Below are 14,221 nucleotides of genomic sequence, written 5' to 3'. Positions count from 1 at the left end.
TTGTGTATAAAGAGTTCATAAACTTTTAAATATACAATAAATAAAAATATAATAAAAACACCTCCGTATTGGTTCATACTACATGAATCTATACGGAAGTGTTTTTCTATAATCAACTTATATTTGTTTCTACTATATAATCTGTAGATATGTCATTCCCTGCATAAAATTGATGTGATCCTGTTATTTTATAGCCATGTCTTTCATAAAATTCTATAGCTCTGTGGTTATTTTCCCACACGCCTAGCCATAATTTTTTCTTTCCATTCTCACGCGCAATTTCAAATGCTTTTTCCATAAGTATGCTACCTATACCTTTGGATTGAAATTCGCGATACATATACAATCGCTGTACTTCCAAATAGTCTTCACCTTTTGGTTCTGTTTGAGCGTCTCCAATGTTTAATTTCATATAACCTGCTACTTCTCCATTATATCTAGCAAAAAAGTACCATGATTGTTTATTACTCATTTCATCTAGTAATGCCTCTGTACTATAAGCCTCTTTGAAAAATGTTTTTAAATCTTCTTCAGACATTGTATGTTTAAAAGCATCACTAAAAGTTTGTTTACAAATTTTAGATAAAATCGTAACTTCTTCATTTTTAATTTTATCAATTGTTACTGAACACATATTTAGGACCCACTTTCATAATTTTTGAACTATTATATTTTTTACAATCATATCAAATATGTAATCCTTTTTGCATATGTTAAACTTAGTTAAAAGGAGGATTTTATTATATGTTAAATTTAACTGTTTATTTAGCAGGTCAAATTCATGATGATTGGCGTGATGAACTTGCACAAAAAGCTAAGCAACAAGACTTACCACTAACATTTGTTGGTCCACAAACAAACCATGATCGTTCAGATAACATTGGAGAAGATATCTTAGGAGAGCAACCTAACAATTATTATAGAGATAACGCTGCTTCTGATATCAACAACTTACGTACACAAGTATTGATGAATAAAGCAGATATTGTTATCGCTTTATTTGGAGAAAAGTATAAACAATGGAATACAGCAATGGATGCGTCTGCTGCGATTACTCTAAATAAACCATTAATTATTGTGAGACCTACAGATTTAATCCATCCACTTAAAGAACTATCTAATAAAGCAAATGTTACAGTAGAAACAATTGAGCAAGCATTGGAAGTTATACAGTACATTTATGAATAATATATTTCCTAGGAAATGATAAAATCAGGCGAGATGATTAACTATCTTGCCTGATTTCTTAATTTCTTTTTAATTTTATTTGTTTACCATAAGTAAAATATAATTTAGATAACAAGTCAGATATTAATAACCCTAGAGCTATAGCGCTAGATATTAAAGCAACTTGTATCATTGTGACTAATGCTTCATGATAATTGTTAAGCACTAAATTTCTAATTGCTTGATAAGCTGTACCACCGGGAACAAGTGGGATAATCCCTGGGATAATAAAAAGGATGGCAGGAGAGAAAAATTTTCTCGACATATAATGACTCATGATACCAACAAAAAATCCACCAAAGAATGATGCCTGAATATCTGAATAATCATAGAATATACTAATTTGAAACATTCCCCAGCCAACAGCTCCAACTAGACCAGCTGGTACAAGTAAATATTTTGGCGCGTTAAACAATAATCCAAAAAAACAAGATGCACCAAAACTAAATACTATATTTAAGATTATTGTTATCAACGTACCTCACCTCTCAAAAGAAAATTAATAATATAATACCTACACCTGTTCCGATGGCAATAGAGGTAAAGGTCGCTTCTAACCCTTTAGAAATACCTACCAACAGTTGTCCTAGGAATAAATCTTGTATTGCACAAGTTATTAATACACCTGGTACAATTGGCATGACTGCTGATATGATAACGATATTAAGTGTATCTTCACCTAGCCACATTTGATTATAGATGGCAATTAAGGCAATTGCGGCGGCTGCAATAATCTCTGCAATAAATTTCACTCTCGTCCAAGAGTGCACCAATTCTACTATAGTATAACCTATAGCACCTGCTAAAAAGGTAGCCAATATATCTTGCATATCCCCACTATATAAATATAGAAAGAACAGTGATATAAATCCCGCTATAAAAAATTTAAGTTTCAGTGAGTAAGGTAAAGGTGAAGCATGTATTTTATTCAGTCTTTCCAATGCATCTATAGCAGTAATTTGTTCGTTCACGAGCATTCGTGATACATTATTCGCACGATGAATATCTCCCAAATTTGTATCTCTTTTACTAACACGATATACCCTAATATTATCGTTTACGTCTAAAGCAAAGTTGATGAATGTGGAACTAACATAACACTGGTTATTTGGATAGCCTAGATGTTTTGCCATTCTATACATCGTATCTTCTACTCTGAACGCTTCTGCTCCAGCTTCCAACAGGACACGACCAGCTTTCATTACAATTTCTTGAACTAACTCTTCAGGAACATTCTGTTTATCCATCCACCCACCACCTCACTTTGCTATACCTATAAGAATATCAAAAATTCAGCTGTAATTTAACTGAAAATTCAATATTTATTTATTTTCTATCTTATTTCCAAAAAATTCATATAAATAGTAAATTGAGCACCATAATTTATGCAATTTTATGAACATTTTTGTTACAACTTGACTTTGAACCCATTTCATAATAGGCTTAATTTTGACGTAAGGAGGATGATAAAATGGGTTTACCACCTATTGATAAACAAATTGGTTTCTTATTATATGTTGCGTCAAAAGAATTAATTAAAAAGTATACACCGTTATTAAAGAAATATAATTTAACTTATACTGGATATATCGTTCTTGTAGCTATAGATGAAAAAGAAGTGATCAATATCAAGACGTTAGGTGATAGATTATACCTAGATTCAGGTACTCTAACACCACTTTTAAAAAAATTAGAAGAAAAAGGATTCATTAACAGAGAAAGAGCGGTTAATGATGAAAGAAATTTACGTGTTTCTTTAACTCAACAAGGCATTGAAACACAAAGTGCCATTTTAGACGAAGTCGTCACTTCATTTAAAAAATTAGACATGGAAAATGAACAATACACAGAATTAAGAGACTCATTAGAGTACTTTATTGATAATACTTTAAGCAAAGATATTCAATAGAAAATTCACATCCACTAATTATTAAAACGCCCTTCAAAGTATACACTAAAAAAGTGAAAACTTAGAGGGCGTTTTTGTATTGAAAGAGAAACAAAATACCATCCACATAGACCTATACCTATATAGATGGTACTCTATTAATAGTTTAGGTTATATATTTATACCTAATGTTTACTATATACTAAAAATGAGGACAATAATTATGACTAACAAAACAATTTATTTTATATGTACTGGTAACTCTTGTCGTAGCCAAATGGCTGAAGGTTGGGGTAAATCTTTACTAGGTGAAGGATGGAATGTATATTCTGCTGGTATAGAAACGCACGGTGTAAATCCTAAGGCAATTCAAGCTATGAAAGAAGTAGACATTGATATTTCAGAACAAACGTCTGATTTAATTGATAATAATATCCTGAAACAATCTGATTTAGTAGTAACATTATGTAGTGATGCAGATAATAACTGCCCTACTATACCAGCCAGTGTCAAAAAAGAACATTGGGGATTTGATGATCCAGCAGGTAAAGATTGGTCAGAATTTCAACGCGTCAGAGATGAAATTGGCGACAGAATAAAACAATTTAAAGAAGTATCGGAATAATAATCTTGTTTGTAACTAAAGGCTGAGACATATGTCTCAGCCTTTTATTTTATAATTATTAAATGTTGTAATAACAATGATTTTATTTCGTTATCTTTAATAAAATAGTAAGCCATCTTCCCCTTTTTATAAAAATTAAGTACATCATTTTTATATAAACTTCTCAAATGATGAGAGGTAGATGCAATACTCATATTTAATGTTACCGATAAATCGCATACACACAACTCTTTTTCTTGAATTAAAGCTAATATAATTTTCAATTTGTTTTCATCACTTATCTTTAGTAATGTATTAATTAATTTTTGTGATTTATCTTCATTTATAAACTTCATAGCATTTTCAACTTTCTCTTCATGAATACAAATCACATCACAAGTAATTGTTTTATCCATTTAAATCACTATCCTTTATCATAATATAAAGCTTAACAATGTTGAAATAGTTTTATTTTCAATAACAATAAATACTCCCAAGGCTATATAAATAACAGCCATAATCCAACGACTAAATTTCTCTACAACTTCACCAATTCCAGGTATATTTGCTAAATTCTGAGCTGTGAATACTAAAATAAAAATTAATGTCACAAATACTAACAAAGTGGTTAACAATTCAATACTATTTAACGTTACAAAATATGGAACAAAAAGCCCGATATTATCAGCACCACAACTTGCTACCGTAACTAAAACTACAGTACCAACTAATTTTGATAAACCTTTTTTATTTAATTCTTTCTTGGCTCTTTTTTCTCCCTCACAATCATCATAAATAGCTACTTTAATACCTAAATATATAGGAATTAGACCCAGCAAACCTAAAATCCATTTTTCTGGAACATAATTTAATACAAATGCTAAAAATAAACTCACAATTATTAATATGAGAGAACCTAAATATTGTCCAATATAAATATCTTTATATTCTTTTTTAGTGTTTGCCTTAGCAAAATAAATTAAAAGAATTACTAATAAATCAACTGCAGTAGCAACATAAAGCACTGTAGCAGTTATTATTGTCTGAAACATAACACACCTCATTCAAATATATATTTGAATGTATTATAACACTATCCATTGTAAAATCATAAACCGCTATACTCTATTCCCTCTTTAACCCCCTTCTTACTCACTCCTTTTATACATATATCCTCTTTACTATTTGGAATCAAGGCTAATATTATATTTATGTCAACCGGTTGACATTCGATTATTGTAAATATATAATACTTTTAACGAAAACGTTTTCAAATAAAGTTAAAGAGGAGAACTGGTATGAACAAGTATTTTCAAAACTTCCAAAATGTTTCTTATTTACAAAGTTCTATGACAATGTTTTTATATTTTGCATCATGGTCTATTTGGTGGTCTCTATTCCAAATTTGGCTTGCATCAGAAGATAATGGTTTAGGATTATCAGGTAGAGAAATCGGTACAATATATTCTGTAAACTCATTTGTAACAATTTTATTTTTATTTGGTTATGGAATAATACAAGATAAGCTTGTTATTAAAAGAACATTAATTATTTTCTGTGCTTCTATGTCTGTATTAGTTGGTCCATTTTTTACTTTAGTTTATAAAAGTTTGATTCAAAATCATTTCTTTATTGGTGTAATAGTAGGTTCTATATTCCTTTCTGCTGGATTCCTCTCTGCAACTGGTGTTTACGAAACAGTTTCAGAGAAACTAAGCCGTTTATTTAATTTTAAATACGGTCAAGCTAGAGCTTGGGGTTCTGTTGGATATGCGATATCAGCTTTAGTTGCAGGTCATTTGTTTGTTATAGATCCTGAGCTTAATTTTTGGTTAGGTTCTTTAATAGCTTTAGTACTATTATTAATTCTTATTTTTTGGAGATCTAAAAGTGAGAAGGTTAAAATTAGAAATTTACGAGATAATCCTGGGGACGATGCTATACCATCAGCTCGAGACTTCATGAGGACACTTAAAATGAAACATCTGTGGATTGTAATGTTGTTCATTATGTTTACAGCTACTTTCTACGGTATTTATGATGGGCAAATGTTCCCAGATTTCTATACAAAACTATTTGATGATCCAAAAACTGGGCAAACTATGTATGGTAATTTAAATGCTATTCAAGTGTTCTGTGAAGCTTTAATGATGGGGGTTGTTCCTATTATCATGATGAAAATAGGAGTAAAACCTACATTAATGCTTGGCGTTTCAGTCATGTTTCTTAGAATAGGTTTAAGTGCTGCTACCGATAGTACTGTTTTAATGTCTATGATTAAAATGATGCATGCATTAGAAGTACCATTATTCATGTTACCGGCATTTAGATATATCACATTACACTTCGATCCAAAGTTATCAGCAACACTATATCTAGTAGGTTTACAAATATCTGGACAAATCGGTTCAGTAATACTTTCTACACCATTAGGTATGTTAAGAGATGCTGTTGGTTACAATTATACATTTATCATTATTTCTGTCATCGTAATGGTTGCAGGTATATTCGGGCTGTTTATGCTGAAAAATGATGATGAAATGGTCGATGGAGATGCGTTTATTAGAAATGCTCAAATAACGAATTAATATAGTTCTTCTTTTCTCTTGGAAACAAAAAAGATAAATAAAACGAGTCTGGAACATATTTAATGTTTCAGACTCGTTTGTTATATTGTAAGAACTGTTTTTTTAAAATAAGGTTTCTGTCCCACTCCCTAATTTTATCTATTATAAGTATGGAAAGGACAAGTTATAATATGATCATCAATTATGCCTATGCTTTGTAGAAAAGAATATACGATTTTTGGGCCGACAAACTTAAATCCACGCTTTTTCAAGTCTTTACTAAGTTGAATGGATAGTTCTGATTCTGCAGGTACTTCATTAATATCCTTCCATTCGTTTATTATAGGTTCATTTTTTACATAAGACCATAAAAAGTTAGATAAACTGCCCCACTCTTCTTGAAGTTTTATCACTTGCACTGCATTGTTTCGAACGGACTTTAACTTTCCCATATGTTTTATGACATTATATTGTTCTTTAATGTCTTCAATTTCTTTGTCAGTTAGTTCGGAACATTTTTTTATATCGAAGTTATGAAAGGCTTCTTGATATTCTTTTCGTTTTTGAATGACAGTTTCCCATGACAATCCTGCTTGAGCACCTTCTAGAGATAGCATTTCAAATATATATTGGTCATCTTTACTCACCCTACACCATTCATTTTTGTGATAATCTTTCATTAAGTCGCTTTTAGGCCAAGTGCATTCTTGAATCATTCCATCACCTATTCTTCTTTTTTCTTCTTATCTAAATCATAGTTATGTATCATAGATAATAAAATTGTTACACCAAATATACCCAATATAATTATTGCTTCCCACATTCCTAGGTTAAATGGCTTACCGTATGCCGTATATATATCTTTAATAGCTAGATATGAAAATAAGGCAACTGTTTCAAATTTCAGAACATCTATTAAAAACTTAGCACTTGAAATCTGCTCGTTACTCGGTGGACCATATAATGTAGAAACATTTATATACCGATCCAATTTAGTCCCACGTGTTATGAAATGTAATACTCCCCATATTATTATACCTAAAGTTGGTAAAAAGAAAATAAAGGCTTTTGTAGCCCAAGCATCCGCTTCGCCTGAGACATTATAATGACTTGGAATTTCACTAGGCAACCAAGGATAATTAATCAATATAATTAATAGAGTAGCAATCCATAAACATATACCAGAAATATCTAAAACACGTTTAACCACGGTTTGTCCTCCTTATTAAAAAAAGCAACAAGTACACTATATGTGCTTGCTGCTTTTAAAATTAACTTATTAAATAGATTATCGCTTATTTAAGTTTACCAAGCAAATAATCCGACGAATGCTGCTGTTAATAGTGATACTAATATACCTGATAACAACATCATTGGCACATATTTAGAAACAAAGTTAGATACATCATCTTTAACGATACCTTTTAAAGTACCAATTATCATTCCAATTGTAGAGAAGTTAGCAAATGATACTAAGAATGTACTGATAACTGCAGCTCTATGTGTAGAATATTCACCTATTTCTTTACTGATAGTGCTCATAACTACGAACTCATTCGTTACAATTTTGAGCGCCATTTGTTGTGCTACAACCCAAGCTTCTCCGAACGGCAAGCCTAATAGCAATGCAAATGGATACATAAAGATACCAAGTATATACTCTAATCTTATTTCTGGTAAATATGGAATAGGATCCATAATGCCTAATAATTTATTTATCAAGTCTGCTATCGCAACAAATGCAATAACGAATGCAATAATGATTAATACCAATTTACCGGCGTTAATAACTGAATCTCCTAAGAATGAGAAGAATGGTTGTTTTTCTCCTTCGTCTATTTCAGCTACCACATCCTCTTCTGGATCTAAATCAAATGGATTTAATATTGTTGTAACGATGATTGCATTAATGATGTTTAATGGAATCGCTGTTAATACAAATTCTCCCGGAATCATTTGTATGTAAGAACCAACAATCGCACCTGAAACGGAACTCATAGACATCATTGCAACTGTTAATACTCTCACTTTATTCATAGATGTTAATTGTTTAGATGATACTGCTAAAGCTTCTGTGTTTCCTAAAAACATCATTTCAATTGAGAAGAATGATTCAAATTTAGGTTGTCTTGTTATTTTTGAAATGACTAAACCTAAGAATGAGATAAATTTAGGTAATATACCTAAGTACATTAAAATATCAAATACTGGTACTACAAGTAGAATTGGTAATAAAGCAGAAACTGCCATATCCATTTTTCCTGGTCCCGGTGCTACAAAACTGTCGAATGCAAACCCAATACCTGAGAATGCAGACTCTAATAACCATGACACGCCATCTGCCGCACTTTTAACAAATTTTGCCCCGAATGAAAATTGAGTGAAGAACCATGCTAATACTAAGTTAATAACAATAAGTATTAGAACTGATTTCCAATCAATATTCTTCTTATCCCTAGAAAAAAGAAAAGCGACTCCAATGAATATTAACAAACCAATTATATTGATGATTAAAAACATCGTTATTTGTCCACCTTTATGATTAATTAAAAACAACATCATTATACCATGCATAACCTATGTATGTTACTAGATTTAAGAAAGAATTTTACAAATTTTTAATAAATTATGACATATAAAAAGCAATTGAGCACAGTGGCTCAATTGCTATAACTTTTAATCATTATTTGCTTTATATTCTTTTTGTTATTTGTATGTTTGGTCAAATTGATCAAATTGATTAATAGATTGATCGCATTTCATACTTATAGCTAAATACACTATATAACCAGAAACCAGTACCATGATTAAAGTATAAACTGTTAACACATAAATATTTGAAATAATAAATGTATTAAACAGCAACAACATGAGTATCAATATCGCATCTATAATGCTTAATGAAATGACACATACGCGTTCCATACTAACCCTTCTTTACTTCATAATATGACCTCTAGCTCATAGCTATACTGTCTTACGCAATGAGATACATGTTACTACAAAGTTATAGTGAATTCAATACGTTTTCAAGAAGTTTTTTTAAAAGAATTTTACCGACTTTTATTTATTTTTGAAATCTAAAAATTCAATCTATTTATTATAATATGATATAGTTTGATATATAGTAAACATAAAAATATTGGAGGCGTTTTTTTCATGGAAAATTATAATTTAATTGATGGACACGTAATACCTCAAGTCGGTTTTGGTACATATAAATTGAATGGCGCATCAGGTGTTCATGCAATTGTAAATGCACTTAACAATGGTTATAGAGTATTAGATACTGCATATAACTATGAAAATGAAGGTACTGTAGGTAAAGCGATGCAGCAAAGTCATGTTAGTCGCGATCAAATTATTGTTACCTCTAAATTACCTGGTCGCTATCATAGTTATGAGCAAGCAGCTAGAACAATTCAAGAATCTATATACCGTCTTGGCGTTGAGTACATTGATTTATATTTAATTCATTGGCCAAATCCTAAACAAGGTTTATACGTAGAAGCTTGGAAGGCATTAATTGAAGCTCAAAAAATGGGACTGGTAAAATCAATTGGTGTTTGTAACTTCTTACCAGAACATCTTGAAACTTTAGAAAAAGAAACAGGTGTACTACCGGCTGTTAACCAAATTGAACTGCATCCGTACTTTAATCAGAAAGATGCTATTAAATATCATGAAGAAAAAGGCATCATAACTGAAGCATGGAGCCCGTTAGGTCGTGCATCAGAAGTTATTCACGATAAAAACATCGAACAAATCGCAGAAAAATATAATAAAACAATTCCACAAATTATATTAAAATGGCATGTGCAAAATGGTGTAGTTCCAATTCCTAAGTCAACATCAAACGCAAGACAAATACAAAATCTTGATATTTTCGACTTCTATTTAGAATCAGAAGATTTACACACTATAGACAATTTAACTAAATCTGATGGTAGACTAAAAGACCAAGATCCAGCAGAATACGAAGAGTTTTAATAACAAAATTAATTAAAGGAGTCTGGGTCATAAATAATTGTTCCAGACTCTCTTTTTGTATTGGCAGTAGCTTTAAGCATTAACCTTTAAATAAGTCTTAGTTAAATGATAAGGTATATATAAAAGATAAGGAGTGATTTTTGTGACAGAGCTTTCAAAATTAGGTAAAACAGATATCAAAGTTAATCCAATTGGTTTAGGTACAAATGCTGTTGGTGGGCACAATTTATATCCAAATCTTGATGAAGAACAAGGTAAAGATGTTGTGAGAGCAGCAATTGAAAATGGTGTTACCCTTCTAGATACTGCGTTTATATATGGGCCAGGTCGTTCTGAAGAACTCGTTGGAGAAGTTGTCAAAGAATACAATAGAGAAGATGTTGTAATCGCAACTAAGGGTGCTCATTATTTTGACGGCGATGAAACAAAACTCTCCAATGACCCTGAATTTTTAAAAGAACAAGTGGAAAATAGTCTAAAAAGATTACAAACTGATTATATAGATTTATATTATATACATTTTCCAGATGAAGACACACCAAAAGATAAAGCAGTAGCAACACTACAAGAATTAAAAGAACAAGGTAAAATTAAAGCAATTGGTGTTTCAAACTTTAGTTTAGAACAATTAAAAGAAGCAAATAAAGATGGACATGTTGATGTCGTACAATTAGAATATAACTTATTAAATAGAGAAAACGAAGAAATTTTAAATTATACAGCAGAAAACAATATTACTTTTATCCCTTACTTCCCATTAGTTTCTGGACTATTAGCGGGTAAATATGATGAAAATACAACATTTAATGACTTAAGAGCAGATAATCCAGAATTCCAAGGTGAACGATTTAAAGAAAATCTTAAAAAAGTCGATAAATTACGTGATATTGCTAAAGAACACAATGTTGAAGTTGCACACATTGTACTTGCTTTCTATTTAACAAAACCATCATTAGATGTTATTATTCCAGGTGCTAAACGTAAAGACCAAGTCATCGATAATTTAAAAACTTTAGATGTAAAATTAACAAAAGAAAACTTAGATACAATTGAAAAATTATTCCCAGTTCAATAATTTTTAGGATTTAACTGAAAATAAAATATTATATATTCGAAATTACCCACCTAAATTATAACTTTAGTGGGTAATTTTTTATTTATTAAATTATTACAATCTATTCAATGATATTGATTATCATTTGCAGATGTAGGATAATACTCGTAAGTAGAAAAATAGGAGGAATCACGATTTATGAATATAACAGACGTTACGATTATTGGCGGGGGTCCAGCAGGTTTGTTCGCAAGCTTCTATTCGGGATTAAGAGGAATGAGCGTAAGAATTGTTGATTTCCAAGATAAATTGGGTGGGAAAATGCATGTGTATCCAGAAAAAGTTATATGGGATATTGGTGCACTTGCTCCAAAACCTTGTTATGAAGTTATACAAGATCTAGTAGAACAAGGATTACATTTTAATCCTGAAGTATGTTTAGGGGAAAAAGTAGTAGACATTCAAAAAGTAGAAGAACAACATTTCATAATATCCACAGATAAAGACAATGAATATCATTCAAAATCTATAATTATTGCTGTCGGTGGCGGAATTATTAAACCACTTACACTTGATATAGAAGGTGCAGAGCGTTTTGAACTATCAAACTTAAACTATGTTGTACAATCTATCCAAAAATATAAAGATAAACATATATTAATTTCAGGTGCTGGGAACTCAGCTCTAGACTGGGCTTGTGACCTGTCTGAATATGCTAAAAGTGTTACAATCTGTTATAGAAAAGAAGAAATATCAGGTCACGAACACATGAAAAATCTCCTAGAAAAATTAGACGTTATTAAGAAACCTAGTATGGTCATCAAACAGTTAAACAGTCAGCCAGATAAACCTGTTATTTCAGAAGTTGTGTTAGAACATGTTGAAACGAAAGAACAAGAAGTGATTCCAGTTGAAGAAGTGATTATTAGTCATGGTTTCGATCGTGAATCTGAATTGCTACACAATGCACAAACAAAAGTTAACTTAGTAAATGATTTCTTTATTGAAGGCTTAGGTAATACACAAACGTCAGTACAAGGTATCTTTGGTGCTGGAGATATTCTTAAACACGATGCAAAAGCACACCTTATCGCATCATGTTTCAATGACGCAGCTAATGCAGCAAACTTAGCTAAAAGTTATATAGATCCTGAAGCACAGGCAGGCGGCCGTGTATCAAGCCACAACGATATTTTCAAAGAAAAAAATAAAGAAGTTATTAAAAAATATATTTCACAATCATAAATGTATAGCAAACCACCGATTCATTATTTGAATCGGTGGTTTTAATTAGACTGAGTATGTTAATGGGAGATCAAATGTTGCATGTGAACTTCATCTTGCAATATTCTCACCTTCTATGTTGCACGTGAACCTCGTCTTGCAACATTCTCACCCTATATGTTGCATGTGGGCCTCGTCTTGCAACATTCTCACCTTCTATGTTGCACGTAGGACTTATCTTGCAACATTCTCACCTTCTATGTTGCACGTGAACCTCGTCTTGCAACATTCTCACCTTATATATTGCACGTGAACCTCGTCTTGCAACATTCTCACCTTATATGTTGCATGTGAACCTCGTCTTGCAACATCCTCACCTTCTATGTTGCACGTGGACCTCGTCTTGCAACATTCTCACCTTCTATGTTGCATGTGGGCCTCGTCTTGCTACATAGAACTTCATATATGTGTTCAACTCAAATATACTAAACTATAAACAAGCATGATAATACCTCCAAGCAACATAGCTATACTTGGTAAAAGGTTCTTTTTCTTATTTTCATTATTATCTGTTATGTCTTTTATTATAGAAGTCACCGCTATGATAATTAACATTATCATAGCAATATATGCTACTATCATCTTCTTGTCTCCTTTTTATTTTAACAATAACATTTCTTTATCTTGTTGAATATCTGTATTTATATATGTTGTTTTAAAATATTTTAGATACGATTTAATTTCATCTATACTTAGTTTCTTTTCGTAGTCTATTTCGTTATAAAAATTTTGTCTTGCAAATTTCGTGTTTTCACTCTGAAACATTGTTCGATACTTTTTAGGTGTTATACCATAATGTAATTTAAATGAGCTAATGTATGCTGACACGTTATAAAATCCATGTTTTTCTGATATATCAATGACTTTTTCATTTGTATGAATCAAATCGTAAATACTATTCAATAACCTAATATCCGTTAAATAATCTTTAAAATTCATACCCATTTGTTCTTTAAACATTTTTGAAAAATAAGACTCCGATAAATGATATTTAGATGTAAAAGTGTTCATAGTGATTTTCTCATTATAGTTAATATAAATATAGTTCTTGATTTCTTCGATGACAGGGTGTAAATCTTCAGTAGAAATTGTGTCCATATCATAAGAAAATTCGAAACTCGTTTTTATATTCTCTACTATATATAGTAATGTTTTTAATATTTTAATATTTTTATCGTCATCTTTTGTTAAATATATACTGCAAAGTTGAATTAACTGCTCTCTCAGTTGAATCGTTTCTGATTGGTTTTTCAATTGGAATTGATTAGTTAATAATTCAGGAATAAGGTTATCAAGTAGTGATTCATAAAAATGTATTTGTACGACGATATTTCCTTCAGAAACATCCAACTTATAACATTCATTATGCTTCAATAAAAATATTTCTCCTTCTCGATAAGTTGTACTTTCAGAATTGATGGTCAACATAACTTGCCCTTTTAACACCACAAAGAAAGATAATCCATTATGATTTCTATATTTAGTTGCAGAGTATTTAAAGTATTTGATTTCGTATATATTTTTCATACCAAAAACTCCTAATAAAATATTTTTTTATTTTTAAAAGCATTGCTAAATTTAGCATTAATATTTTAACTTGTTTTACA

18 protein-coding genes are annotated in these 14,221 nt (G+C 30.8%); 7 read left to right on the top strand and 11 right to left on the bottom strand.

Features of this window, described 5'->3' with window-relative positions; genetic code table 11:
• Positions 1-112 precede the first annotated feature (112 nt).
• Entirely contained in the window at positions 113-634 is a 522-nt protein-coding gene (locus LQ615_RS00530) for a GNAT family N-acetyltransferase (RefSeq protein WP_239703954.1), read from the bottom strand.
• Between the two features lie 110 nt (positions 635-744).
• Here LQ615_RS00530 and LQ615_RS00525 point away from each other — a divergent pair, with 110 nt between their 5' ends.
• The gene (locus tag LQ615_RS00525; RefSeq protein ID WP_016998414.1) at positions 745-1,188 is read left to right on the top strand and encodes a YtoQ family protein; all 444 of its coding nucleotides are present in this window, start codon (positions 745-747) and stop codon (positions 1,186-1,188) included.
• Positions 1,189-1,246: 58 nt separating this feature from the next.
• Here the strand turns inward: LQ615_RS00525 and LQ615_RS00520 are convergent, their stop codons facing one another.
• Together LQ615_RS00520 and LQ615_RS00515 are read right to left on the bottom strand one after the other, a co-directional pair.
• Positions 1,247-1,702, bottom strand: coding sequence for a threonine/serine exporter family protein (locus LQ615_RS00520; RefSeq protein WP_064205335.1), 456 nt, complete (start codon positions 1,700-1,702; stop codon positions 1,247-1,249).
• 13 nt (positions 1,703-1,715) lie between these two features.
• A complete protein-coding gene (locus LQ615_RS00515; protein WP_135032568.1) occupies positions 1,716-2,474 on the bottom strand; it encodes a threonine/serine exporter family protein in 759 nt (252 codons plus the stop codon).
• A 224-nt stretch (positions 2,475-2,698) separates the two neighbouring features.
• On the opposite strand from LQ615_RS00515, the gene LQ615_RS00510 reads away from it, so the two are divergent.
• Both LQ615_RS00510 and arsC read left to right on the top strand, forming a co-directional pair.
• Positions 2,699-3,136 carry a MarR family winged helix-turn-helix transcriptional regulator gene (locus LQ615_RS00510; protein ID WP_016998417.1) on the top strand — a complete coding sequence of 146 codons (438 nt, stop codon included), beginning with the start codon at positions 2,699-2,701 and terminating at the stop codon, positions 3,134-3,136.
• 202 nt (positions 3,137-3,338) lie between these two features.
• Positions 3,339-3,740 (top strand): arsenate reductase (thioredoxin), encoded by a 402-nt coding sequence (arsC, locus tag LQ615_RS00505; protein ID WP_064210832.1) that lies wholly within the window; start codon positions 3,339-3,341, stop codon positions 3,738-3,740.
• Between the two features lie 44 nt (positions 3,741-3,784).
• On the opposite strand, the gene LQ615_RS00500 is transcribed toward arsC, so the two are convergent.
• Together LQ615_RS00500 and LQ615_RS00495 are read right to left on the bottom strand one after the other, a co-directional pair.
• Positions 3,785-4,135 (bottom strand): ArsR/SmtB family transcription factor, encoded by a 351-nt coding sequence (locus LQ615_RS00500; RefSeq protein ID WP_064205337.1) that lies wholly within the window; start codon positions 4,133-4,135, stop codon positions 3,785-3,787.
• An 18-nt stretch (positions 4,136-4,153) separates the two neighbouring features.
• Complete coding sequence (locus tag LQ615_RS00495; RefSeq protein ID WP_239703953.1) at positions 4,154-4,771, bottom strand: CadD family cadmium resistance transporter; 618 nt, start codon at positions 4,769-4,771, stop codon at positions 4,154-4,156.
• A 246-nt stretch (positions 4,772-5,017) separates the two neighbouring features.
• Here LQ615_RS00495 and LQ615_RS00490 point away from each other — a divergent pair, with 246 nt between their 5' ends.
• Positions 5,018-6,307 carry an oligosaccharide MFS transporter gene (locus LQ615_RS00490; RefSeq protein WP_016998422.1) on the top strand — a complete coding sequence of 430 codons (1,290 nt, stop codon included), beginning with the start codon at positions 5,018-5,020 and terminating at the stop codon, positions 6,305-6,307.
• Positions 6,308-6,441: 134 nt separating this feature from the next.
• Here LQ615_RS00490 and LQ615_RS00485 read toward each other — a convergent pair whose 3' ends face one another.
• The 4 genes from LQ615_RS00485 to LQ615_RS00470 form a co-directional block, all read right to left on the bottom strand.
• The gene (locus tag LQ615_RS00485; protein ID WP_239703952.1) at positions 6,442-7,002 is read right to left on the bottom strand and encodes a DNA-3-methyladenine glycosylase I; all 561 of its coding nucleotides are present in this window, start codon (positions 7,000-7,002) and stop codon (positions 6,442-6,444) included.
• An 8-nt stretch (positions 7,003-7,010) separates the two neighbouring features.
• On the bottom strand, positions 7,011-7,496 hold the full coding sequence (locus tag LQ615_RS00480) for a DUF1648 domain-containing protein (protein WP_239705373.1): 486 nt from the start codon (positions 7,494-7,496) through the stop codon (positions 7,011-7,013).
• 95 nt (positions 7,497-7,591) lie between these two features.
• Positions 7,592-8,806, bottom strand: coding sequence for a NupC/NupG family nucleoside CNT transporter (locus tag LQ615_RS00475; RefSeq protein ID WP_070045517.1), 1,215 nt, complete (start codon positions 8,804-8,806; stop codon positions 7,592-7,594).
• Between the two features lie 186 nt (positions 8,807-8,992).
• Positions 8,993-9,211: a hypothetical protein gene (locus LQ615_RS00470; RefSeq protein WP_016998426.1), complete on the bottom strand. Its 219-nt coding sequence runs from the start codon at positions 9,209-9,211 to the stop codon at positions 8,993-8,995.
• Between the two features lie 234 nt (positions 9,212-9,445).
• Here LQ615_RS00470 and LQ615_RS00465 point away from each other — a divergent pair, with 234 nt between their 5' ends.
• The 3 genes from LQ615_RS00465 (at position 9,446) to LQ615_RS00455 (ending at position 12,575) form a co-directional block, all read left to right on the top strand.
• Positions 9,446-10,276 carry an aldo/keto reductase gene (locus LQ615_RS00465; RefSeq protein ID WP_064205341.1) on the top strand — a complete coding sequence of 277 codons (831 nt, stop codon included), beginning with the start codon at positions 9,446-9,448 and terminating at the stop codon, positions 10,274-10,276.
• A 142-nt stretch (positions 10,277-10,418) separates the two neighbouring features.
• Positions 10,419-11,351, top strand: coding sequence for an aldo/keto reductase (locus tag LQ615_RS00460; protein WP_239703950.1), 933 nt, complete (start codon positions 10,419-10,421; stop codon positions 11,349-11,351).
• Between the two features lie 183 nt (positions 11,352-11,534).
• Positions 11,535-12,575, top strand: coding sequence for an NAD(P)/FAD-dependent oxidoreductase (locus LQ615_RS00455; protein ID WP_026023580.1), 1,041 nt, complete (start codon positions 11,535-11,537; stop codon positions 12,573-12,575).
• Positions 12,576-13,025: 450 nt separating this feature from the next.
• On the opposite strand, the gene LQ615_RS00450 is transcribed toward LQ615_RS00455, so the two are convergent.
• Together LQ615_RS00450 and LQ615_RS00445 are read right to left on the bottom strand one after the other, a co-directional pair.
• Positions 13,026-13,196: a hypothetical protein gene (locus LQ615_RS00450; RefSeq protein ID WP_016998430.1), complete on the bottom strand. Its 171-nt coding sequence runs from the start codon at positions 13,194-13,196 to the stop codon at positions 13,026-13,028.
• A 15-nt stretch (positions 13,197-13,211) separates the two neighbouring features.
• Entirely contained in the window at positions 13,212-14,141 is a 930-nt protein-coding gene (locus LQ615_RS00445; RefSeq protein ID WP_239703949.1) for a helix-turn-helix transcriptional regulator, read from the bottom strand.
• Positions 14,142-14,221 lie beyond the last annotated feature (80 nt).

This window comes from Mammaliicoccus sp. C-M13 (assembly GCF_022386845.1).
In the GTDB taxonomy this organism is placed as follows: domain Bacteria; phylum Bacillota; class Bacilli; order Staphylococcales; family Staphylococcaceae; genus Mammaliicoccus; species Mammaliicoccus lentus.
This window is presented reverse-complemented; position numbering and strand designations above follow the sequence as displayed.

Coding starts and splice junctions, on each gene's coding strand:
- LQ615_RS00465 (WP_064205341.1), top strand. CDS start 9,446: ATGGAAAATTATAATTTAATTGATGGACACGTAATACCTCAAGTCGGT.
- LQ615_RS00470 (WP_016998426.1), bottom strand. CDS start 9,211: ATGGAACGCGTATGTGTCATTTCATTAAGCATTATAGATGCGATATTG.
- LQ615_RS00510 (WP_016998417.1), top strand. CDS start 2,699: ATGGGTTTACCACCTATTGATAAACAAATTGGTTTCTTATTATATGTT.
- LQ615_RS00445 (WP_239703949.1), bottom strand. CDS start 14,141: ATGAAAAATATATACGAAATCAAATACTTTAAATACTCTGCAACTAAA.
- LQ615_RS00490 (WP_016998422.1), top strand. CDS start 5,018: ATGAACAAGTATTTTCAAAACTTCCAAAATGTTTCTTATTTACAAAGT.
- arsC (WP_064210832.1), top strand. CDS start 3,339: ATGACTAACAAAACAATTTATTTTATATGTACTGGTAACTCTTGTCGT.
- LQ615_RS00475 (WP_070045517.1), bottom strand. CDS start 8,806: ATGTTTTTAATCATCAATATAATTGGTTTGTTAATATTCATTGGAGTC.
- LQ615_RS00530 (WP_239703954.1), bottom strand. CDS start 634: ATGTGTTCAGTAACAATTGATAAAATTAAAAATGAAGAAGTTACGATT.
- LQ615_RS00485 (WP_239703952.1), bottom strand. CDS start 7,002: ATGATTCAAGAATGCACTTGGCCTAAAAGCGACTTAATGAAAGATTAT.
- LQ615_RS00500 (WP_064205337.1), bottom strand. CDS start 4,135: ATGGATAAAACAATTACTTGTGATGTGATTTGTATTCATGAAGAGAAA.
- LQ615_RS00450 (WP_016998430.1), bottom strand. CDS start 13,196: ATGATAGTAGCATATATTGCTATGATAATGTTAATTATCATAGCGGTG.
- LQ615_RS00515 (WP_135032568.1), bottom strand. CDS start 2,474: ATGGATAAACAGAATGTTCCTGAAGAGTTAGTTCAAGAAATTGTAATG.
- LQ615_RS00495 (WP_239703953.1), bottom strand. CDS start 4,771: ATGTTTCAGACAATAATAACTGCTACAGTGCTTTATGTTGCTACTGCA.
- LQ615_RS00525 (WP_016998414.1), top strand. CDS start 745: ATGTTAAATTTAACTGTTTATTTAGCAGGTCAAATTCATGATGATTGG.